At 43.7% G+C, this 21,104-nt stretch carries 20 protein-coding genes; 5 read left to right on the top strand and 15 right to left on the bottom strand.

From position 1 onward, the window contains the following. Positions 1-39: 39 nt before the first annotated feature. The 5 genes from ACMQ5W_RS14570 to ACMQ5W_RS14590 all read right to left on the bottom strand — a co-directional run bounded on the left by ACMQ5W_RS14570 (position 40) and on the right by ACMQ5W_RS14590 (position 5,430). Positions 40-966, bottom strand: coding sequence for an Rpn family recombination-promoting nuclease/putative transposase (locus ACMQ5W_RS14570; RefSeq protein ID WP_419025796.1), 927 nt, complete (start codon positions 964-966; stop codon positions 40-42). Between the two features lie 639 nt (positions 967-1,605). Next, the gene (locus ACMQ5W_RS14575; RefSeq protein WP_419025797.1) at positions 1,606-2,550 is read right to left on the bottom strand and encodes an Rpn family recombination-promoting nuclease/putative transposase; all 945 of its coding nucleotides are present in this window, start codon (positions 2,548-2,550) and stop codon (positions 1,606-1,608) included. A 167-nt stretch (positions 2,551-2,717) separates the two neighbouring features. Next, complete coding sequence (locus tag ACMQ5W_RS14580; RefSeq protein WP_148490897.1) at positions 2,718-3,233, bottom strand: ferritin; 516 nt, start codon at positions 3,231-3,233, stop codon at positions 2,718-2,720. Between the two features lie 136 nt (positions 3,234-3,369). After that, a complete protein-coding gene (locus ACMQ5W_RS14585) occupies positions 3,370-4,218 on the bottom strand; it encodes a 3-hydroxybutyryl-CoA dehydrogenase (RefSeq protein WP_148490895.1) in 849 nt (282 codons plus the stop codon). A gap of 111 nt (positions 4,219-4,329) precedes the next feature. Then, on the bottom strand, positions 4,330-5,430 hold the full coding sequence (locus ACMQ5W_RS14590) for a hypothetical protein (protein WP_419025798.1): 1,101 nt from the start codon (positions 5,428-5,430) through the stop codon (positions 4,330-4,332). 287 nt (positions 5,431-5,717) lie between these two features. On the opposite strand from ACMQ5W_RS14590, the gene ACMQ5W_RS14595 reads away from it, so the two are divergent. Next, complete coding sequence (locus ACMQ5W_RS14595; protein WP_419025799.1) at positions 5,718-6,146, top strand: hypothetical protein; 429 nt, start codon at positions 5,718-5,720, stop codon at positions 6,144-6,146. A gap of 24 nt (positions 6,147-6,170) precedes the next feature. Here the strand turns inward: ACMQ5W_RS14595 and ACMQ5W_RS14600 are convergent, their stop codons facing one another. The 3 genes from ACMQ5W_RS14600 to ACMQ5W_RS14610 are packed head-to-tail and all read right to left on the bottom strand — an operon-like array spanning position 6,171 to position 7,808. Continuing rightward, on the bottom strand, positions 6,171-6,899 hold the full coding sequence (locus ACMQ5W_RS14600) for a hypothetical protein (protein ID WP_419025800.1): 729 nt from the start codon (positions 6,897-6,899) through the stop codon (positions 6,171-6,173). Continuing rightward, positions 6,877-7,440 carry an RNA polymerase sigma factor gene (locus ACMQ5W_RS14605; protein ID WP_419025801.1) on the bottom strand — a complete coding sequence of 188 codons (564 nt, stop codon included), beginning with the start codon at positions 7,438-7,440 and terminating at the stop codon, positions 6,877-6,879. The genes ACMQ5W_RS14600 and ACMQ5W_RS14605 overlap by 23 nt, the downstream gene beginning before the upstream one ends. Beyond that, positions 7,437-7,808: a helix-turn-helix domain-containing protein gene (locus ACMQ5W_RS14610; RefSeq protein WP_419025802.1), complete on the bottom strand. Its 372-nt coding sequence runs from the start codon at positions 7,806-7,808 to the stop codon at positions 7,437-7,439. The genes ACMQ5W_RS14605 and ACMQ5W_RS14610 overlap by 4 nt, the downstream gene beginning before the upstream one ends. Positions 7,809-8,039: 231 nt before the next feature. Here ACMQ5W_RS14610 and ACMQ5W_RS14615 point away from each other — a divergent pair, with 231 nt between their 5' ends. Next, positions 8,040-8,432, top strand: a complete 393-nt coding sequence (locus ACMQ5W_RS14615) for a helix-turn-helix domain-containing protein (protein WP_419025803.1) — start codon at positions 8,040-8,042, stop codon at positions 8,430-8,432. 178 nt (positions 8,433-8,610) lie between these two features. On the opposite strand, the gene ACMQ5W_RS14620 is transcribed toward ACMQ5W_RS14615, so the two are convergent. The 5 genes from ACMQ5W_RS14620 to hslO all read right to left on the bottom strand — a co-directional run bounded on the left by ACMQ5W_RS14620 (position 8,611) and on the right by hslO (position 14,385). Beyond that, positions 8,611-10,176, bottom strand: coding sequence for a ClC family H(+)/Cl(-) exchange transporter (locus tag ACMQ5W_RS14620; protein WP_419025804.1), 1,566 nt, complete (start codon positions 10,174-10,176; stop codon positions 8,611-8,613). Positions 10,177-10,182: 6 nt separating this feature from the next. After that, positions 10,183-11,694, bottom strand: coding sequence for a DUF1846 domain-containing protein (locus ACMQ5W_RS14625; protein WP_419025865.1), 1,512 nt, complete (start codon positions 11,692-11,694; stop codon positions 10,183-10,185). 157 nt (positions 11,695-11,851) lie between these two features. Next, on the bottom strand, positions 11,852-12,280 hold the full coding sequence (locus tag ACMQ5W_RS14630) for a DUF1934 domain-containing protein (protein WP_148490878.1): 429 nt from the start codon (positions 12,278-12,280) through the stop codon (positions 11,852-11,854). Next, positions 12,249-13,280 carry a D-alanine--D-alanine ligase family protein gene (locus ACMQ5W_RS14635; RefSeq protein WP_419025805.1) on the bottom strand — a complete coding sequence of 344 codons (1,032 nt, stop codon included), beginning with the start codon at positions 13,278-13,280 and terminating at the stop codon, positions 12,249-12,251. The genes ACMQ5W_RS14630 and ACMQ5W_RS14635 overlap by 32 nt, the downstream gene beginning before the upstream one ends. 190 nt (positions 13,281-13,470) lie before the next feature. Next, positions 13,471-14,385: an Hsp33 family molecular chaperone HslO gene (gene hslO / locus ACMQ5W_RS14640; protein ID WP_419025806.1), complete on the bottom strand. Its 915-nt coding sequence runs from the start codon at positions 14,383-14,385 to the stop codon at positions 13,471-13,473. Between the two features lie 158 nt (positions 14,386-14,543). Here hslO and ACMQ5W_RS14645 point away from each other — a divergent pair, with 158 nt between their 5' ends. Together ACMQ5W_RS14645 and ACMQ5W_RS14650 are read left to right on the top strand one after the other, a co-directional pair. Further along, complete coding sequence (locus ACMQ5W_RS14645; RefSeq protein WP_419025807.1) at positions 14,544-15,767, top strand: S1C family serine protease; 1,224 nt, start codon at positions 14,544-14,546, stop codon at positions 15,765-15,767. Between the two features lie 153 nt (positions 15,768-15,920). Continuing rightward, entirely contained in the window at positions 15,921-17,114 is a 1,194-nt protein-coding gene (locus ACMQ5W_RS14650; protein ID WP_419025808.1) for a dicarboxylate/amino acid:cation symporter, read from the top strand. Positions 17,115-17,497: 383 nt separating this feature from the next. Here the strand turns inward: ACMQ5W_RS14650 and ACMQ5W_RS14655 are convergent, their stop codons facing one another. Further along, positions 17,498-17,941, bottom strand: coding sequence for a RidA family protein (locus tag ACMQ5W_RS14655; RefSeq protein WP_419025809.1), 444 nt, complete (start codon positions 17,939-17,941; stop codon positions 17,498-17,500). 67 nt (positions 17,942-18,008) lie between these two features. Continuing rightward, entirely contained in the window at positions 18,009-19,307 is a 1,299-nt protein-coding gene (locus ACMQ5W_RS14660) for an MFS transporter (protein WP_419025810.1), read from the bottom strand. Positions 19,308-19,567: 260 nt separating this feature from the next. On the opposite strand from ACMQ5W_RS14660, the gene ACMQ5W_RS14665 reads away from it, so the two are divergent. Next, complete coding sequence (locus ACMQ5W_RS14665; RefSeq protein ID WP_419025811.1) at positions 19,568-20,968, top strand: sigma-54 interaction domain-containing protein; 1,401 nt, start codon at positions 19,568-19,570, stop codon at positions 20,966-20,968. The last annotated feature ends 136 nt before the right edge of the window (positions 20,969-21,104 follow it).

Below are 21,104 nucleotides of genomic sequence, written 5' to 3' on the forward strand. Positions count from 1 at the left end.
TTTCTATTTGCTTCCCTATTTGTAAGACAGCAAAACAGTCTATAACTTCTCTATGGTTTCTGCCTCTAATCCGGTAAAGGCTTTGATCTCCTCCAGTGGCTTGCCCGCTCTCTTCATCTTTTGGGCGATCTCAATCATGGCGGCATCATACCCTTCATCGCGACCCTGGATCAGACCATCTTCTTTCGCATATTTGAGCCATGTAGCATGGTCATGCTCGGCCTTAATCTGACGTTCTAACATTTCTCTGGCTATATCGTCTTCTGTCAATTTCTTGAAAACATATTCAGACATGTTAACAGCCTCCTCTCCTGTTTCCAGCAGTTTGTTCACATAGTCTTCTCTTGTCTCATCGCTAGCAAACCGGATATAGGCGCATAAGCGCTCCAGCGGCGTCATGTCTGCAGGATCTTTCTTCCCATCTATCTTTCCCAACTCTAAGAAATGGATTGACAGCTTGTCCGTCAATGTAAAATGCGCTTGTTTCTCCTGCATCAAAAACTCTGTATGCAGACATTGTACCTGCGGAAAAATCACTCCGTCGATAAAAGAAATGACTATGCTTTTCTTCATTTTATCATAGTCTTCTCCTGATGCCAATGACGAATTTACAAGACGCGCACCATAAAATAGCGACCTTTCCGGATATGCCCGCGAGGCGCCTTTTGCCGTCCGTTCAGGGGTTTCGGCAGTGCCAGTCAACGAAGTCTCTGCCGCGGGAATCACCTTCAGAAAGGGCAGCACATAACGCTGCATTTCCACATCGATCAGTTCCCCAGAATCAGCCTCAGCCTTCACATCCATGATGGTGCTTTTGTCTCCAGGCTTAAATCCCTTTTGGACCGTATTTAAAACGTGAACCTTTACGATTGGATCATCTTTTCGATCCAATATTACGTTGAGCAGCGCGGCCAACGCCCGATTAGATTCTTCTGTATCGGCGCCGTATATCAGATAAAAGACCAAATCGTTTGTCAGACTAAACTGACTTCTATATGTATTATCAAATAGACTTCCAATTTCCAGTTCCTCCCTTTTTTGTCATCTTTAAGATAACACCTTTGTATGGGGAAGTCAATAGAATAAAACGTTGAAATTCAAACATTTTCGATGGTATTATCGGCACAGTTTTTGCTAATTGGGGAAAACGAAACACATAAAAAAGTGCGTACCGCACATTATCACCCCTGCCGGCTCCGGTTCCCATGCCGTGAAGTACATCTGCTGCTACCTGGGCAGGCAGGCTCGCCATCGCCTCCTCCTTCGGCTATGACCCCCTCGACTGCCCCTTCCACGGGGCGGCTATGGCAATCATGGAGGTCTGGTACAAAAAAAATGCGCTTTATGACCAGCTTAGAAAAGTCCTGGGCAGCGTCCCTTAGGAACGCGCTCCCCTGTCCTTTTCCTTTGCAGTCGTCCATCGCAGACCACATAAACGAAAAACCACATACCAAGAGTCCCGGCAGACCTACTCGCGTCCGCTATTTTGTTATGCTGTCTTTTGATTACCCCCTTATTCTACACGACATCCGTTAAAAACGTAATTTCCTATAAATTGAAAAAGCACTATTTCCGGTTTCCCTGTCAATAGCGCTTTGGGATGTGCTATAGCTTTTCTATTTCTATTGCCTGAAGTCCAGTCAGTTCCACGATTTCTTCTACTGACATCCCTGCCAACTTCATTTTCTTGGCAACTTCAGCAATGCCGTCGTGATAGCCCTCCTGTCTGCCTTCTTGTATGCCCTTTTTTCTGCCTTCTTCTCTGCCTTCTTTTTTTCCTTCTTCCAGACCTTCTCTCCTGGCCAGCTCTTTCCAAGTGGCGATGTCATGGGCAGCCTTTTCCTGGCGCTCTAGCATTTCCCTTGCCAAATCGTCTTCCGTGATTTCTCTAAATACATATTCAGACATGTCAACAGCCTCCTCTCCCAGATCGAGTAGTTTGTTCACATAATTTTCCCTCGTCTCATCTCCTGCATATTTCAGATATGCACAAAACCGCTCTAATGGCAGCATTTTTTCCAAAGGCACCTTATCATCCACCTTACCTAACTCTATGAAGTGGAGAGAAAGACGGTCGGTCAGAACAAAGTGAGTGTTCTTCTCCTGCAGTAAAAATTCCGTGTGCAGATCTCTTGTGTCGGGAAAGAGTGTCCCATCAACGAAGGATATAACTATGCTTTTTTTCATTTTATCATAGTTTATTCCACTTTCCAATGATGAATTGACCATTCTCGCCCCATAGAACAGAGAGCGCTCGCTATAGAAATGCAAGGTTCCTTTTTGCATCTCTACATCAATCATCTCCCCCGAATCTGTCTCAGCTTTGATATCCATTACTGTAGTCTTGTCCCCTAGCCTCAGTCCCTTATGTACGGTATTGATCACTTTGATCTTGGTTATCGGATCCTCTTTTCGGTCTAAGACCACATTCAACATAGCTACGAGTGCCCGATTGGACGCTTCCGTACCAGCCCCATATACCAGGTAAAACACCAGATCATTGGTCAGACTGAACCGGCTGCGATAAGTATTCTCAAATAATTTTTTCATTTTTCTCTTACGTATGCTCCTCTTCTTTTCCTTTACAATAGCACCGTCATATGGGGAAGTCAATACATAAAAATGTTGAAATTTCAATACTCTAGGCACGTTTTTTGCAATATGGGGAAAACAAAAGCTGCCGGAACATAAGTCGTTCCGGCAGCCTCGTATCTATCTTATTCTAGTACCAATGACGGGGCGGCATACACCCTCGCTTTGTATTCGTTATCCAGAGAATAGAGTCCTTTCGGATCGTGACCAAATAACTCGTATTTCGTAATCATGTCCATGGCGTTCTTCTCTTCTTCACCCTGTTCGTTGACAAACCAATCGATAAATTTTACGCTCCGGTAATCTTTCACCTCGTGAGCTGCGCCGTAAATTTCGTTAATCAATCCTGTCACGTACCGTTCATGCTCTAAACCCTTTTTCAGCGGATCGTCAAAGTTCTCCAGATCAGCCTCCGGCTTATCGACGGCCTCAAATACGACCTGAAAGTCGTTATTCTGCAGATATTGCATCATGAGCAGCGCATGATCCATTTCTTCTTTGGCTTGAATGTGATACCAGTTCGAGTATCCATCCAGCCCTTTCTCCTTATAGAAATTGGCGAACTCCAAATAAAGATACGCCGAATAGAACTCTTTGTTTATCTGTATATTTAATAGATTTCCTACTTTTTCATTTAACATATGCTACCTCCTAAATGGTTTCTATACGTAGCATACCCACTTTTATCAAAAACGTAACTGGAAATATTGCTGACAAAAACTGCCTTGCAAATTGCAAGGCAGTTCCTATTGCTTATGTATAATTCTATTGTGGTCTTTATTTTGAATAATCGTAGAAACCAACGCCAGTCTTTCTTCCCAGCTTGCCGGCTCTTACCATCTTTCTCAGCAGAACGTGTGCTCTGTACTTAGGATCACCGTACTCAGTGTAAAGTACATCCATGATAGCCAGGCAAACGTCAAGTCCGATCAGATCTCCGAGTTCAAGAGGTCCCATTGGGTGGTTAGCACCAAGTTTCATTGCTGTATCGATACCTTTTACGTCAGCAACTCCGTCAGCTAAGATTCCAATACCTTCGTTGATCATTGGAATTAAGATTCTGTTTACTACGAATCCTGGAGCTTCTTCAACTTCTACTGGAGTCTTTCCTAACTTCTCAGCTAATTCTACGATTGTAGCCTTAGTTTCTTCTGAAGTTGTCAATCCTTTGATAATTTCAACAAGTTTCATTGCTGGAACTGGGTTGAAGAAGTGCATGCCGATTACTTTGTCCGGTCTGTTTGTAGCGGCAGCGATATCAGTGATGGATAAGGATGAAGTGTTTGTAGCGATGATAGCTTCTGGTTTAACTAACTGGTCAAGTTCAGCAAATAAAGCCTTCTTTGCTTCTGCGTCTTCTGTAGCAGCTTCGATGATCAGGTCAGCGTCTTTTACGATGCTGATGTCAGTTGATCCCTGTACTCTGCCCATGATCTCAGCTTTGTCAGCCTCTGTGATCTTTTCTTTCTTGATCATCTTGTCTAAGTTTTTCTCTACTGTAGCAAGACCTTTGTCTACTGAAGTCTGTCTTCTAGCTCTCAGTACAACCTCATAACCATTCTGTGCAAGTACCTGAATGATTCCGGCACCCATTGTGCCTGTTCCTAATACACCAATTTTCTTCATTGTGATAACCTCCTACTATATTGTGCGTTGATTTCTTATGAGTAAGTTTTGTTAAAAAATTAACTTATTACCGTTACTTCCATTATAACACAGAAATAAAGAATGTAAACCCTAATTATTTAACAAAAATTCTGTAATCCCATTGGAGAGTTGGACAAATGCCGTAAGCTGTCCCAAATTGTAGGAATCAAGCCGTTCTACAGAGATCTGTACTCCGGTTTTCTCCTCATTATTTTCAAAAAAACACTTCCGCGCGGTATCTGTCAGAAGTAAATTGAGAGAACCGTCCTCGTTACATCCTTCGAAATACGGCATCATGATATCTTCCTGATCTTCCTCAATGATAATCTGTGTGTCAAAGGCGTCCCCGCAATTTGCTTTGTCGTCTGCCGGCAGATTTAGACTTCTCTTTTCGATACCGTCAGCAAAATTTTCTTCCCACCTGCCAAAGTGTGCAAGCTGACTTTGCCAGATCCAGAAATGTTCCTTTGTTCCCCCTGCATTTTTGTATAATGCCCGCGCGATACCGTAGTCCGTCGCATCAATATCCCACTGTGGAGACGCCAGCATGTCCCTAAATCCATCCAGATATTCCAAAAGATCCGCTCCCTTGACCGCCATAGGCAGCAACACCGCTGCGGTATTGGCTCCATAAATTGCAGGCACGTCTTCTGGATAAGAAATGAGCGGATAGTCGTTTTCCGCCGCATCCTCTGCAATCAGCTTGCTCTTCTTACCTGCGATTGCAAATATTCGTTCCGTCGCTTTCTCTGCGCCATATTTTGTAACCAAAAGGCTTTTCAGGCACATAAAGGCGCCTCTCATAGATACCGTCTCCAACCCCGGCGCAACAGATATCAGTACAAAATCTTTCTTTTCCAATTCTGTCATCAGTTCCGCATATTCTGCTGGAGAAAAACTATCGCCAAAGACGAGGACATCTGCACAAGCCTCTCTCTGTGTTACAGCAGAAGTACAGGCTTCAATGGTTCTTGCCATATCGCCGGCGGCTATGACTACTGCCACTTCGCTCTGACTGCAAATCTGCTCGGCAGTCATCTGAAGACTTTCCAAGTGACTGCGATCCAGCTTGTTAATGGAGTTCCTCAGCCAAGCACTGCTCCAAAGGGCATCCAGAGCATCGCTGCATTTTCCTCTCAGCGAATCCAGTTTTTCTTTTTCTATATTCTTTTTTTCTACATTCAAATTCATATGTCTTCCTCCCTTATACAGCTATATTAAACTGAAACAACTTTTTTTGCAATATATGCGTACTTCGAAGTCCTCATTTGAAATTTTATACCGCAAGGTGTTTTTTCGCTATTTTTTGTCTTTAATTGCAGCTACGTCTCTTTAAATTAAAATGAGCGTATTTAAAACAGCCAGTTTTAGCGGGTCCAGGCCACATTGATAAAAAAAATATTATGCTATATTCTCATGGGCAGAATGTAATTTTCGTTTGTTATCACTTTAATGAGAGAAAAAGAAGGAGAAGTAAAATGAGAAAAAAGACACTGTGTATATTACTTGTACTCGTTTTAACGATGGGGCTCACCGCAACTTTCAGCTTTGCAGATGCTATTGGCAATGGGGAGGCCAGTACATATAGCACAGCTTTAGTGTCCTTTGCTACTAAGCGAATCAGCGACACAAAAGCCGCCGCTTCTGTTAATGTAGAATTTACAAAAACAGCAGATGATTATGTCGTCGCCATCGTTCTTCAAAAGAAAACTAGTAGCGGCTGGGTGACAGCTACTGATGTAGGCGGAAGTGCACATTACTACAGGGGGAGTAATAAGTCTGGAGTATTAACATATGACGAATGGACAGTAAAAAAAGGTGTGGTGTACAGAATAAAATGTGTCAGCACTGATAAATATGATTCCGGGATAGAATATACGAGAACTTCATATTCTGATCCCTTTTAAAAAAAGGAGATTTTATATCTCCTTTTATTTAAAATTAATTGCTATTTTTCCCATAATACTGTCTGCACAATTAGCTCCGATGAAGAGTAGTTCATCATTGCCCAAATTGCAATATGCCGATTTAGAACTCTCGTCTTTTATAAATAATTCTAATTCACCGTATTTAAAAGATCTATCAGACTTATGGTAAATATTCGTCCCCGAATTATATATCTGCTTTATTTCTATCTTTTCTCTGTTATTGGAAAATGTATAAGTATATTTCTTTATTAACTCATTATCTTCAATAATAAGCTTTTCAAAAGAATAGCCAGCTGGAACGAAATTAGGAGTTTTTAAGTCGGCGTACTCCTCTTTAATCAACTTTACATTATCCCAACTTTCTATTACAATCTTTTCTCCGCCTGTATTCTCATCCACGCCATCTTCATTCGGTTTCACAACAACATTATTTCCTTCCTCAGTCACTTTGTTGTCGTTTTTCCCTGCTGTAGCTATAGAATCGTCGGGATCGAATACGAACTTAAGACTGAAGGTGCCGATGCATAGAATGATAAAACAGCTTGCCACAGCAAGAATTCGTTTGACCTTAGCTCTCCGTCGCTGTCGATCCGCTTCTACCCACTCCTCCAGCTGGGCGAGATCCAGCCTCTCTTTTCGCGACTGATTCCTCAGCGCCTCTCCAATCCTCTGTTTTATTAACGCATCATAATAAGAATCATCTTGTGGCTCATTGTGCTTCTTGTCCATCATGCTTTCTGTAACCCCTTTCCTCAATCATCACTTTCAGCTTTTTAAACGCCCTGCGTTCAATGGTCTTTACTGTATTATACTTCATATTCAGCAAATCCGATATCTCTTTTAAGTTGAAACCCATCTCAAATCTAAGCTTGATAATATATGGTGCGGGTGCTTTCAGGCTGTTGATCATTTCACAAAGTTCTTCATCCGTCAGACAATTATCCATCGCCCTCCAAACATAGCTGTCCTCCTCTGACTCGATGCCCGGTTCGCCATAGTAGTCCGGATAAGATATTTCCTTTTCAAAACGGATGCGATGCGCTTTGCTGAATAAAATCATTTTGCGGTACGAAATCCGATATAACCACGCATTGAGCCGTTCAATGTCATTTAGTTTATGTATATTGATATATGCTGCCACGAATATTTCTTGAATTAAATCTTCTCTATAACTTTCTGGAACTCCTAGGTTAGCGACAAGGTCTTTGATTAGAATGTATTTTTCGCACAGGATGTCACGCCGCTTGAGCAGCTCTTCTTTTGTTAACTTCATCTCTGCTTAATCGCCTCTACATAAAATTTGGCAATCTGCTCCATACACTTTAATTGCTGCGTATTGCAAATCTTTAGCGGTTCAAGGATTTCCTCTTTCAATCGATCCTTTTCCACATCGGCAATATTGCCATACCTTTGGCCTGCTAAGATATAGTCCGCAGAGACCTCAAGAATTTGTGCCAGCATGTACAACTTTCGAATTGATATGCCTTTTTCACCATATTCTATATCTGCTATAAATTTGCTCGACACACCCAGATAACCTGCAAGGTCCTCTCTCGTATAATCCAAAAACTCTCTCTGTCTCCTGATTCTACGGCCCATTTCAATTTGGTCGAGATCTTTTAATTCAAATTCGCGTTTCACTTGATTTCCCCCTAATCGTTTGCAATCACTATTAGTTTATGTGTAGTTTCATGTCTTTTAAATAAACCTACAGGGGATATTACCACAACTATAGAGGGAATTTTTGCTAAAAATCGACTTTTTTCGAAAAAAAATTACAAAAAGTGAAACTTTTTCGATTTTAAATCGCTCTATATAATATGTGTGGGTTTTGTGTCGAAATAAGAATGGATTAACTAGGAGGATGATGTATTGAAAATAGAAACACAGATGCAAGTGGCAAAGAACATGAGATATTTGAGGAACGTCTTCGGATATACGCAATCAGAAGTTGCAGACGGAATCCACATGTGTCGAAGTACTTATGCACTTTATGAACTGGGAAGAAAAATCCCAGGCGCGGATACGATTGTAGATTTGGCTGACTTTTACCATGTCAGAGTAGATACGATTTTACAGTCTGAAGGAACAAAACTTTTGACTGACGTCATTTTTTCTGACAAATGTAAGGATCAGTCGATTTCACTGGTTGATATATTTTATCAACTTTCACCCTATGCTCAAGGGTGTCTGATGGAAAGAGCAGTAACTCTGCTCGAACAGGAAAGCGCTAACGGAATACCAGGTGTCATTCCTGTAGCATAAAGCGTTCATAAATACTACAAAATTTAACTACCCACACATCAGGGGCGGCCATATGCAGTTGGCCGCCCCTTTCATTTTGATAAGCTGCTCTAAGCAATCAAAAAACCCCGCACCGGTGTGCGAGGCTGAATCCCTCAGTATGTACAGCGCTAAACCCATAAAGCGAACCCATGGACCATCACTGTCTGATACTCTTGCAGATATTATTCAATTTTTCTTCCACCACTTTGACAAAGGATTGGGAGCAGAGCAAAATCAACTTGTCTCCTCCTTTTAGCACCGTACTGCCGCTGGGGACAATTTCTCTCTTGTCCCTTTGAACGGAAACGACTAAGCAGCCGGGCGGAAGCAACATCTCTTCTATTTTCTCTCCATCCATAGGACTGCCGATATAAACATCACTTTCCAAAAGCACCTTGTGGCTCCTCGTTTCCTCTGTAGTGCCATAATCAGAGTCTTTCGAGAGCATGCGATACAACAGCTGGTCATAAATAGGCTGCCCTTTGAGGATGTCTGCAACCAGGTAAGATACCAGAGCAACAATAGATAGTGAGAGGAAATTCTTAAAGTCTCCTGTCATTTCTGTAATCAGAAGCACCCCCGTAATCGGCGCTCTGACAATGGCAGTGAAATAGCCCGCCATTCCCAAAATGACAAAATTCGCTAGATAAAGATCTCCATAACCGGCAATGCCGCCCACGGCATCTGCGAAGAGACCACCAGTGATAGCTCCCAGTACCAGCAGAGGCAGGAAGATGCCGCCCGGTACGCCCGATCCAAAGCTGATGATTGAAAAAAGAAATTTTGCCGCCAGCAGCACTAGCAGAGCTTTCAGCGCAAAATCCCCTCTTGCCACCTCTGCAACGAGATCATGTCCACTGCCCAAAACGTAAGGATACACTGCGGCAAAAACAGCCACACACAGAAACGGCACAGCGACCCGCATAAACTTGCGCGGCAGCTTATCGTAGAAATCCTGAACTACCGCCGTCATCCAGTTGTAGAACACGCCAAAGACGCCCAGAACGATGCCTAGAAGAATGACCATCCAATAGCGTGACAATGGCAGCCTTCCAGCAATGTGGAGGCCGAAGACTGGACTGAGGCCGAAAATATAGGAGGATACGAAATCCGAGGTGACAGAAGCAGCCATGGTCGAAAGCAGGATATCTGTCGAGAAATTTTTATGTAACTCTTCGAGGGAGAAGACCACACCAGCCAGAGGCGCACTGAAAGCGCCGGCAAGACCGGCTCCTGCACCACAGGTCATAAGCATCTTCTCCTCTGTTCTCAATTTATTAGTAAGCCTGGAAAATCCTTTGCCCACCATGGCCCCCAGTTGAATACTGGGACCTTCACGACCGAGAGAAAGCCCCGCACCAATGGCGCCGATGCCGCCAGCAAACTTTGCCAGAATAATCTGCCACCAGTTCTGTTCAATCTGGCCCTTCATCTCTCCTTTGACCTGGGGAATCCCTGATCCTCCCGCCAAAGGCACTTTCCGCCCGCAGTAGCACACGACCGCGTAGGCGCAAAACAACGCAGCCAAGGCCAGCGCCAGCATCTGTCCGCCCATCTTCGCCGCATCAAGAACAGAGCCTCTGAGAGACTCTGCTTTTTCCAATCCTAAGCGGAAAACTGAGACGACCAGTCCGGTAAGAAAACCGACGCCGATGCCTTCCAGGATCATCCTATATTGATTTGTAGAAAATCGTTCGAGGGTTAATTTTGTCTTATTTTTCATCTTTCATTAATTATTATATAAGTTGGTAGTTACGTATTCCGGATCGGAGGTGACGTCGATTCCCAAAGCACGCAGGGTCTGCTCATCCCTATCGCTGAGGATGGCTGTACAATGTGCCCTGCAGCCCTTCAGAAGAGGCAGCTTGCTGATTGCCACGTAAGCCGAAGGATTCTGCGTTCCCGAAATGGTCAGCGCCATCAGCACCTCTTCACAGTTCAGGCTTGTCCGATCAGACTCCAGGTAATTGATCTTCAACTTCTGCGTTGACTCTAACACCTGCGGCGTAATGATCAGCATGTCATCGGCAATGCCGGAAAGCTTTTTGATCGCATTGAGAACGGCAGCGGCAGCGGCAACCATTCTGCGGGAACTTCTGCCCGTAATGATGGTTCCGTCAGGCATCTCGATGGCCATGACGACCACATTTTCGTAGCGCTCATCACACTCCCGCTTCTTATCAGCGTAATCTCTCGCCGGCTGTACCACCTTTCGATCGCTGACATCCTTGCCCACTTCCTTCATTAGAAGTTTGGCCCGTTCCAGGGAGCTTTCAGAGATCTTGCCCTTTTTATAGTCGCACTCTGCAATGAGATACCTGCGGATGATTTCCTGGCAGGCCGCCTCCCGACAGGCTTCGTCGTCGACGATAGCAAAGCCTACCCGGTTGACACCCATATCTGTAGGGGATTTGTACTCAGACTCTTCTCCCGTAATTTTCTCTATAATTCTCTTCACTACAGGGAAAACTTCCAGGTCGCGGTTGTAATTGACGGCCATCTCCCCATAGGCCTCCAGATGGAACGAGTCGATCATGTTGACATCTTTCAAATCCGCCGTAGCTGCTTCATAGGCGATATTGACTGGATGCTTCAGCGATAGATTCCAGATAGGGAACGTCTCAAACTTGGCGTATCTGGCCTTGGTTCCTCTCTTGAAGTCATGATAAAGCTGCGAAAGGCTGGTAGCCAGCTTTCCGCTGCCGCCGCCCGGACCAGTCACTACGACTAAAGGCTTACTGACTTCTATGTACGGATTCGCGCCGTAGCCTTCGTCGCTGACGATGGTGTCCACATCCGTGGGATACCCTTTGGTAAATCTGTGTTTGTAAGTTTTGATGCCTCTGCGTTCCAGTTTATTGACGAACATGTTGACCGCAGCCACATCCTCGTATCTCGTGATGACCACACTGTTGATCTTGAGATCGTAGCGCCTAAAAGTATCGATGAGGCGCAAAACCTCCAGATCGTAGGTGATGCCAAAATCATGGCGCGTCTTGTTAGTCGTGATATCGCCAGCATAGATACAGATGATGACTTCTACCTTATCCTTCAGCTTCTGCAAGAGTTCGATCTTTGCGTTTTCATCAAAGCCCGGAAGAACTCTCATAGCGTGTTTGTCGTGAACCAGCTTGCCGCCGAATTCCAGATACAGCCGCTCTGCATTCCCCTGGTTAATCCTCTCCAAAATAAACTTAGATTGCTCCTCTATGTATTTCTCTGCATCAAAACCTTTTTTCAACATGATTCCTCCCATTGTAATTTTATACTGACAGCTGCATCGCCCAAATGATCGTCGGTATGATCATGGCCACGATAATTGTGATCACGATTATCTGTGCAATCCGTCTTTTCTTTTTGTCCATTTTGTTTACCTCCCCTGTTTCCACTGGTCACTTCTATTGCATGACCTCAATCTTTAATCTGTTTCTGCCCTCTGCCATCCCATTGAGGCTGACATGGTAGTCGATGTGAATGTCGCCAAACCCTTCTTCTGAGAGATTGTTGACCACGTCGTTGGTCAGCACCTCCATATCCAAATTGCCATAAGGTGTATGGTATTTGCTGTTGAAGCGTTTTCCCTTTTCAAAGATGAATTCCATTCCAAAGCCCACTTCACTGCCGATTCTCTTCATGCGAATGCAGTCCCCGGTCAGCTTCAAGGTTGTCTTGCAGCCTGGAAAGCCAGAAAACTCACTTTCGTCATAAATCAAATACGTCGAATCCCCTTTTTCGTAGAGTTTTCCTTCTGTAATAAACTCCATCTGATCTTCTGAATTGTCACCGGAAAATTGCTTACCGGTTATTTTTAGCATGATATCTTTCATAACCTAAATCCACAATCCTTTCAACTAACTCCCGGAAAGAGAGACCGGCTTCTTTCCACATCAAGGGAAACATGCTGTATTTCGTAAATCCGGGAATCGTATTTATCTCGTTGATGTACACTTCACCAGTATCCTTATCGACAAAGAAGTCGATTCTTGCAAAGCCGCTGCAGTCCAGCGCCATATAAGCCTTTTTTGCCAAGCAGCGAATCTCCTCGTAGGTGGATGACGGCAGCTTTGCTGGAATAGAAAGCTCTGTGCCAGCATCGTCGGTGTATTTGGCCGTATAGTCGTAAAAATCCAGCTTGGCGACGATTTCTCCCACAGCCGCCACTTCCGGCTTGTGATTGCCCAGCACGCCGGTCTCCACTTCTCTGCAGTTGATGCCCTCTTCTATAATAATTCTTCTGTCGTACTTTCCTGCCAAGGTCAGGGCTTCTCGCAGTTCTTCTCTGTTTCTCACCTTTGAGATGCCTACGCTGGAACCCATATTGGAGGGTTTGACGAAAAGAGTATAGGGCAATTCTGCCTCCACCTCTTTGATTACGCTGTCCATGTCTTCCCTGACGTCTTCTGCGTATACCAGTTTATACCTGGCGGTAGGCAGCCCCATTCTCTCAAATATCTTTTTGGCGGAGACTTTATCCATACACAGTGCCGAGGATAAGACGCCACAGCCCGCATAGGGAACGTCCAGCATTTCGAAGAGGCCCTGAATCGTTCCGTCCTCGCCGTAAGGGCCATGAAGAATCGGCAGGGCAAAGTCCGCAAGCTGTTTCAAGTCGCTGGCTTCAATGTCCTTGGCCGTTTCCTCCCAGGAACCGTCTGCCAGATTCTTGACATCCCCTCCATATAATTTCCATTGTCCCTTCTTTGTGATGCCGATCATCACCACGTCATATTTTTCTCTGTCTATCGCTTCGATGACAGAAGTGGCGGACAGCAGAGAAACCTCGTGTTCCCCTGATTTTCCGCCGAATATTACACCGATTCTCTCCATATATTCTCCTATTCTATACGATAAACGCCAAACCAGCCATAGGCTGGGGCGTTTTAGCATAAATTCTGTCTAGCAAATTGAAGCCCTAGCCCGGTTTGCACAAGCAAACCGCGGCAGGTCTCATGCAACGAATTCGCAAATCTTTGATTTGCTGAATTCGACTGCCGCCTGCGCCTCTTTGGACAGAATGTCATAACTGGCGATATAATCTCTCTAAGTGCTCTTTGTCAAAGAAGTATTTCTTCTCACAGAACTGGCATACCAGTTCCGCCTGGCCGTCTTCGTCGATAATCTCTTTCAGGTCTTTCCGCCCGATCGTCATCAGGGCCTGCTCCAGCCGCTCCTCACAGCAGTCACATTCCCATCTGATTTGGCAGGTCTCCAGTTTTTCTAAGGTAAAGTCTCCTGGCATCTCTTTGAAAATTTCGTCCATCAGTTCGCTGACCATGCCCTCCTCGGTTTTGCCGGCTGACCGCAGCATCACTTCTTCTATCGTCGTCGTAAGAGGCTGCATCTTGCCCAGCATGGCCTCCAGTGCGTCCACTGCCGCTTCCGCCGCGTCCGGCAGCATCTGGATAATCATGCCGCCGGAACAGAGAACGCTGCAGTCTCTGGCAATCTTTACGCCCAGCGCGACAGAAGAGTTCTGCTGCTCTGATATATAATAGTATGCGGTCAAGTCGTCCGCAATTTCTCCCGAAACTAAAGAAATCCTGCCCAGATAAGGTTCTTTCAGGCCAAGATCTTTGATGACAGTCAGTTCTCCAATTCCCAGAGCGCCGCCTACATCCAGATGTCCGTCTGCTTTCAGTGGCAGCTCCACAGCCGGATTTGATATATAACCCTTGACCCTTCCGTCTTTATAAGCTGTTGCCAAAATTTCTTTTGCAGGACCGTCTCCCTTGAATTGTACCGTTAATTTATCTTTTTCGTTTTTCAGCATAAGTCCCATCAGCCCAGCTCCGGTCAATACTCTGCCCAGTGCCGCAGTTGCAAGAGGCGTTGTACGGTGAATCTTCCGTGCCTCTTCTACCATATCTGTAGAGATGGTAAGATAAACTCTGAAAGACTTGCTTTTATCCATTGCTGTAATTACTTTGCTCATTTGTATATCTCATACCTTTCGTTTTTCACATTTCATATATCCAATGCTATATTTTATCATACTCTTGACAATTTTAACACAGAAAAACCACAATTCCGCGTTATAATTTGTTCATAATCAGGATAAAATCAAACAAAGAAGGAAAGGCAGGTAACAAAATGGATAATTGGGATAACAATTTCGACGATCGATCACCAAATTTCATTATGGTAGGTGATTCTGCAAACGAGACAGAGAACCAATCCTATCAGGGAACCGATTATGAATACACGATTCCAAAAAAGAAAGAAAAGAAATACATTACCCGCAAGGCATTTATTATTACTTTAATCATCTGCATGATAGCAACCTCAGGCCTGACCATCGCAGGATACACCCTGGCTTCTAATATGGGAGTCGGCGGTGCTTCAAAGACGGTGTCCGCTACAAATTACACCCTGGCAAAGGCCACAGGCAGTGAGAAATCCGTACAGGAGATTATCGCACAGAACGAAAACGCTGTGGTTGAAATCAAGACGGAATCCGTATCTAACGATAACTGGATGCAGAACTACGTTACCGAAGGTGCCGGAAGCGGCGTCATCGTCGACAGCAAGGGATACATTCTCACCTGCGCTCATGTCGTCGAGGGCTCCAACAAAATCATGGTAACATTGAAGGACGGCACAGAAGTAGAGGCGACGCTGGTGGGCATGGACTCACAGAATGACGTCGCAGTCATCAAAATAAAGGCGAAAAACCTGACAGCTGCAACATACGGAGACAGTTCTGAGTTATCCGTAGGTTCTCTGGTCGTAGCCATCGGAAACCCTCTGGGTGAACTGGGCGGCAGTGCTTCTACCGGTATCATCAGCGCTCTCGATAGAGAACTGACCGTTGGAAACAAGAACCTGACTTTACTGCAGACAGACGCATCCATCAATCCAGGCAATTCCGGCGGCGGACTTTTTGACCAGTACGGAAACCTTGTCGGCATCGTCGTTGCAAAGTCCACAGGGTCTGATGTAGAAGGTCTCGGCTTTGCCATCCCGATCAATCACGCTGCCGAAATCGCAAAAGACTTGATTGAAAATGGCCATGTGACCGGACGGGCTGCAATCGGCGTGCAGATTGTCGATATTTCCGACGCACAGACAGCACAGCAGTACAATGTAAGAATGACTGGCGTATACATTAAAGAAGTCACTGGTTCCAACGCCAAGAGTGCTGGCCTGGAGGCCGGAGATATGATTTATTACTTGGAAGACACCAAGATAGAAAGCTCCGCAGACCTGCAGACGGCCCTATCAGGATATAAACCTGGCGAAACAGTAAAAATTACCGTAATACGCAACAACAAGACAGTGGATCTGAAAGTGAAACTGACAGAATCTACACAATAAATAAAATTTCTTCATGGGAGCTCCGCAAAATGCGGCTCCCTTTTTTTATTAGTAATAGGAAAAATTGCCCTTACGGTAACATTTCTCTATGTTTCAATAGCCCCCGTTCTGTGTATAATCCTTGCGTTAATTTAATTTATTTAGGAGAAAAAAATGAAAAAGTTATTTAGTAATTTACCTTTTAGACTTCTTCTCGGTATCGTAATCGGTATCCTAGTCGGTCTTTATGTGGGGAAGGATGTTATGCAGGTCGTCGTTACCATCAAGTACGTCCTGGGACAGATTATCACCTTCAGCGTACCTTTAATCATCATCGGTTTTATCGCTCCTTCCATCACCCGCCTTGGCAACAACGCTTCCAAGATTTTGGGAATTGCCGTTGTAATTGCATATCTTTCCTCCATCGGCGCCGCGTTCTTCAGTACCGCTGCCGGATATGGATTGATTCCGAACCTTTCCATCGTGTCAGATGTAGAAGGACTGAAAGATCTGCCCGAGGTGGTATTCCAACTGGATATCCCGCAGATCATGCCAGTGATGAGCGCTTTAGTTCTATCTGTCTTCTTAGGTCTGGCCGTATCGTGGACGAAATCTAATAATCTGGCCAATATTTTAGAAGAATTTCAGCGAGTGATCCTCGCCATCGTCACAAAGATTATCATTCCGCTGCTGCCGTTCTTCATCGGATTCTCTTTCTGTGCTCTGGCTTACGAAGGCACTATTACCAAGCAGCTTCCGGTGTTTATCGAGGTCATTTTGATCGTCATGGCCGGACATTACTTATGGCTGGCGCTGCTCTACGGTCTGGCTGGCGCTTACTCCAAAAAGAGTCCGCTAGAAGTCATCAGGCACTACGGACCCGCTTATCTGACGGCTGTAGGAACTATGTCATCAGCCGCGACTCTGGCAGTTGCTTTGAACGGCGCCAGAAAATCCAAGGTTCTGAGAAAAGATATGGTGGACTTCGGCATTCCGCTCTTCGCCAACATTCACCTGTGTGGCTCTGTATTGACAGAAGTTTTCTTTGTCATGACAGTCTCCAAGATTCTTTACGGAGAGCTCCCTGGCGTTGGAACTATGATACTGTTCTGCATGCTGCTGGGCATCTTTGCCATCGGTGCGCCTGGCGTTCCAGGCGGAACGGTCATGGCTTCACTAGGTTTGATCATGGGTGTCTTGGGCTTTGACGAAACTGGAACCGCCATGATGCTGGCGATCTTTGCTCTGCAGGACAGCTTCGGCACTGCCTGCAATGTAACGGGAGACGGCGCACTGACCCTGATGCTCACCGGTTACGTGGAAAAGCACGATGTGAAGCCGCAGAAACTGGATGGAGAAATCTTATAAATCAGTTTAATCCGGCAAAAGTGCCTGAAATGAGTAAAAAACAAGGATTTATGGCAGATTTGAGCTTGCATCAGTCTCTTCTGAGAATCACAAAGCTCAAATTGGACTGGATAAAGCTTAAAAATCTCATTTTAATACCAAGGTATATCGTTGTATAGTTTTCTAGTCCATTGGCGTTTTTTACATTTTATGGTTAATTTACCAAAAGTGAGCTTCTATTTCTTAAAAAAATGCCTGAATTTAGCAAAAAACAGGTATTTATGGCAGATTACTTGATTTCGGACGATATTTCCTATGCTATAAACACAAAAGCTGCCTGCAGGCTGGTTGAGAAATCAGTCCGCAGGCAGCTTATTTTTAATCTGATAGTTCTGTGTAGAACTTTATTTATTTAATACAGCCATGCATTCAATTTCAACAAGGAATTCTGGACGGGCCAGGCATCCTGCCTGTAGAATGGTACTTGCTGCCGGACGTTCTACTAATTCCGGTGCATTTTCTTGATAGAACTTCAATTCTGTAGCCCTCATTACTGGATAGTCCTTGATATCTTTAAGCATTATGAATGTCTTAAACACGTTATCCAAACTACTTCCTGCGTCCTCTAGCACTTGCTTCATTTTCGTCAATGCAACCCACATCTGATCTTCCATAGTGTTTGTTGTGCAGCTCCCGTCTTCAAATTTTTGTGCAGTCATGCCCGATACATATACGATGTCATTTACGACAGTGGCATTGGCATACACAGGTGTTCCCGGTGCAACATTCGGGTATTTCTGTTCAACTCCATTTACAAAACATCCGTATTTTTTGATTTCATTCTTCATTTTTCTACTTCCTTTCTGTTGTAAGCGTTATTTAATATCTAAAGGCATGATTCTCATGCAGATAGTCTTACTTCACCGCAGCTTTATAGTCTCTATTGTATTTATGTTCATCAATAAACACCGTTAAGATTACGGTTAGTAATGCAATTGCAGCCAATACGGGATACGCATATCTAATCTGTCCGCCAAATAGGTTCTGCGTTACTCCATTGACTAAGAAGGCCATCGACTGAACTGCTCCCTGTATTGGGAATATGATGCTGTTTACTTTGTTAAAACCGTGCCTGCCAAATACAGATGTAGGCAGTGATGACGAGAAATTTGCAGCGCCGCCTATGCCAATTGCAATCATAAACAGTGAAACATATACAAAGGGCATTGAATTTGTGAAATTCAGCAATAGTGCAACCATAAACCACAGTCCATATCCAATCATAGTCGGCTTCGTGCCGTATTTTAAATCCAGCGCACCGATTACCCATGAGCCCGCTGTTCCAACACAAGCTAATATCGTCATAATCAAAATTGCCGTATTTTGTGAGAAGCCTAACTCCATGTTACGTAATACCAATTGAGTCATAACTCCAGCAGAACAGATTTGGAACATACCGGTGGTAACACCAACTTGCCATAATTCTTTCGTGCGAAGAAGTTTTTTAGTAGTCCAGCCGCCGTCCCCTTCTTCGTCGGTCACTGCGTCGTATTCACTTTCATACACTTCGTCCGATACATTGTCTGGATTAATTCCACGTTCCTGGGGCGTGTTTCTTATAAATATCAGACCCATAATACCTAAGACAATTGCAGCAATGCCGATAGGCAGCATACCGCCAGTAATTCCAAACCGTGCTACTAAGTATGTAATTAATGGTACGTAAAAGGCTGAAGCCAGATTATGCCCCATTGTCGTATACCCCATTACAATTCCTTTTTTCTTCGGGAACCATTGGGCAACTAATCCGCCGCCGCCAATATATCCTGCAGACATAATCCCCCCTGCTACAAAGCACATTGCAACGGTATACATCAAAACATTAGTCGAATTTCCCAAAACGATGTATCCAATACCAGATATAACAATACAGATACCCGAGCTCAATCTTGCGCCGATTTTATGGTTTACTTGTCCCATGATGATAAAGAACAGTACGCCGACTAATCCGGCAATTGTATTTGTATTCAACAAATCTGCCCTTGCTACGCCCATTTTCTCGGCTAATGCAGGCACCGTGATATTAGAACCGTCATTACACATGCCTACATAAAACCAAAACATCAGCAATCCATAAATTATGGTCACCCATCCAACTCCGAAATGAAACAATGAATTTTTATTTCCATTATCTTTAGAATTTGTTTTACTCATAAAATTCCTCCTTCTTTGTTTGCGATTCATTACGATCTTTTGTTTGTCTTATATAAAAGCAATCTTCGTGCCAAGCTGCGCATAATCATATTTTTGTTTTTATTTACAAAAAATACATAAAAAACTATATGCAATCAACAATTTAAATTAAAATAGTCCCTGCATTTTTACATTTACCATTGATAACATTTCAAATAACAGTACAATAGTATTGAACAACTGCTCAATTTGATTTTATTTTTGATGATAAAGGAGTTGGAATGGAAAAAATAAGAATCACAAAAGAAGAATTACAGCGACCTGGCCCTTTTCTTAAGGGAATCATGGAGTTAGCCTTTGACGAATCATGTATTATGGACAAAAACGGATATATATTGCACTGCTCTGATAGCTCACCGTTGATATGGAATCGGCCCAATGAAGAAAGCATAGGAATGCATATTTCAGAATTGGATTCAGCCTCACCTTATCCCCAGTTATTAGAAACAGGTGAAGCCGTTCTCGGAAAAATACATATTATAAACGGAATGTCCTGTATCACACATATGATTCCCTTGTTTGATTATAAAGACGAAATCATCGGAGCATTTGGCGTCATTATTTTCCGTGGAACAGAAAAAATAAAAAAGTTGATGAGAGATAATTCTTTTGACTTTGATTCAAAGTCAAAAGACCTCTATAATCAATTGGCTAAAGCAGAGTCCTATTACACTTTAGCAGATTTTATCGGCAATTCTCCCGCTGTACAGGATATGATTATTTTTGCAAAAAAGGTTGCCGTTAAAAATTACCCTGTGTTAATCAGAGGGGAAACGGGCTGTGGAAAAGAAATCATATCCAACGGTATTCATGCGGAAAGTCATTTAAAAACAAAGGCTCCTTTTATTAAAATAAACTGCACAGCGATTCCTTCAAATCTTTTGGAATCCGAATTGTTTGGATATGAGAAAGGTGCATTTTCAGGTGCCTACTCAACGAAGCTGGGCAAGTTTGAGGTTGCAGGCACAGGAACTATTTTGCTAGACGAAATAGGAAGTTTAGATTCAGCATTGCAGAGCAAGCTGCTGAGGGTACTCGAAGAAAAAGAATTTGAAAGAGTCGGTGGCAATACTTTGATTCCATTGCGTGCACGTATTATAGCATGCACAAACAGCAGCTTAGAAAAGAAAATGCAGGAGGGTGAATTTCGGGAAGATTTGTATTATAGACTTAGTATCGCAGAAATCATCATACCCCCTCTAAGAGCACGCAGAGAGGACATCCCCTTACTTATAAATCACTTTATTACAAAAGATGCTTTAGATTTGCGTTGCACACCAGACGCAATGGAACTATTGCAAGAATATAATTGGCCCGGGAATGTCAGACAGTTACGCAACTTTGTCGCTAAAATGGATTTATTAGAAAGAAAAATAATTACCGAAAAGGATGTACGCCAAACGTTAAATATCAACGATTCTCACGAGCGAGAATCAATCAGAGAGTCAGCGTCAATAGATAGAAAAGTTAGTTCTTATGAAAAAAAATTGATTGAGGATGCTTTGCTCCAAAACGATTTAAATATTTCTCGTACAGCTAAGTCACTTAATATAAGTCGTAACACTTTGTATGCCCGCATCCGCAGACTAAATATTCATTTAGAAAAGAGAATCGATCAATAATCAGTATTTTTCAGTAAAAGCACCTAAAAAACTGCCCAAGCCATCGTTTCAATTGGCACAGGCAGTTTTTAAATTTGATAACAGCTATTTTTTTATTCCATACACATAATTTCTAGCATTACCCGAACGTTGGATT

The sequence above is a fragment of the Emergencia sp. genome (assembly GCF_048465375.1).
Lineage (GTDB): Bacteria > Bacillota > Clostridia > Peptostreptococcales > Anaerovoracaceae > Senimuribacter.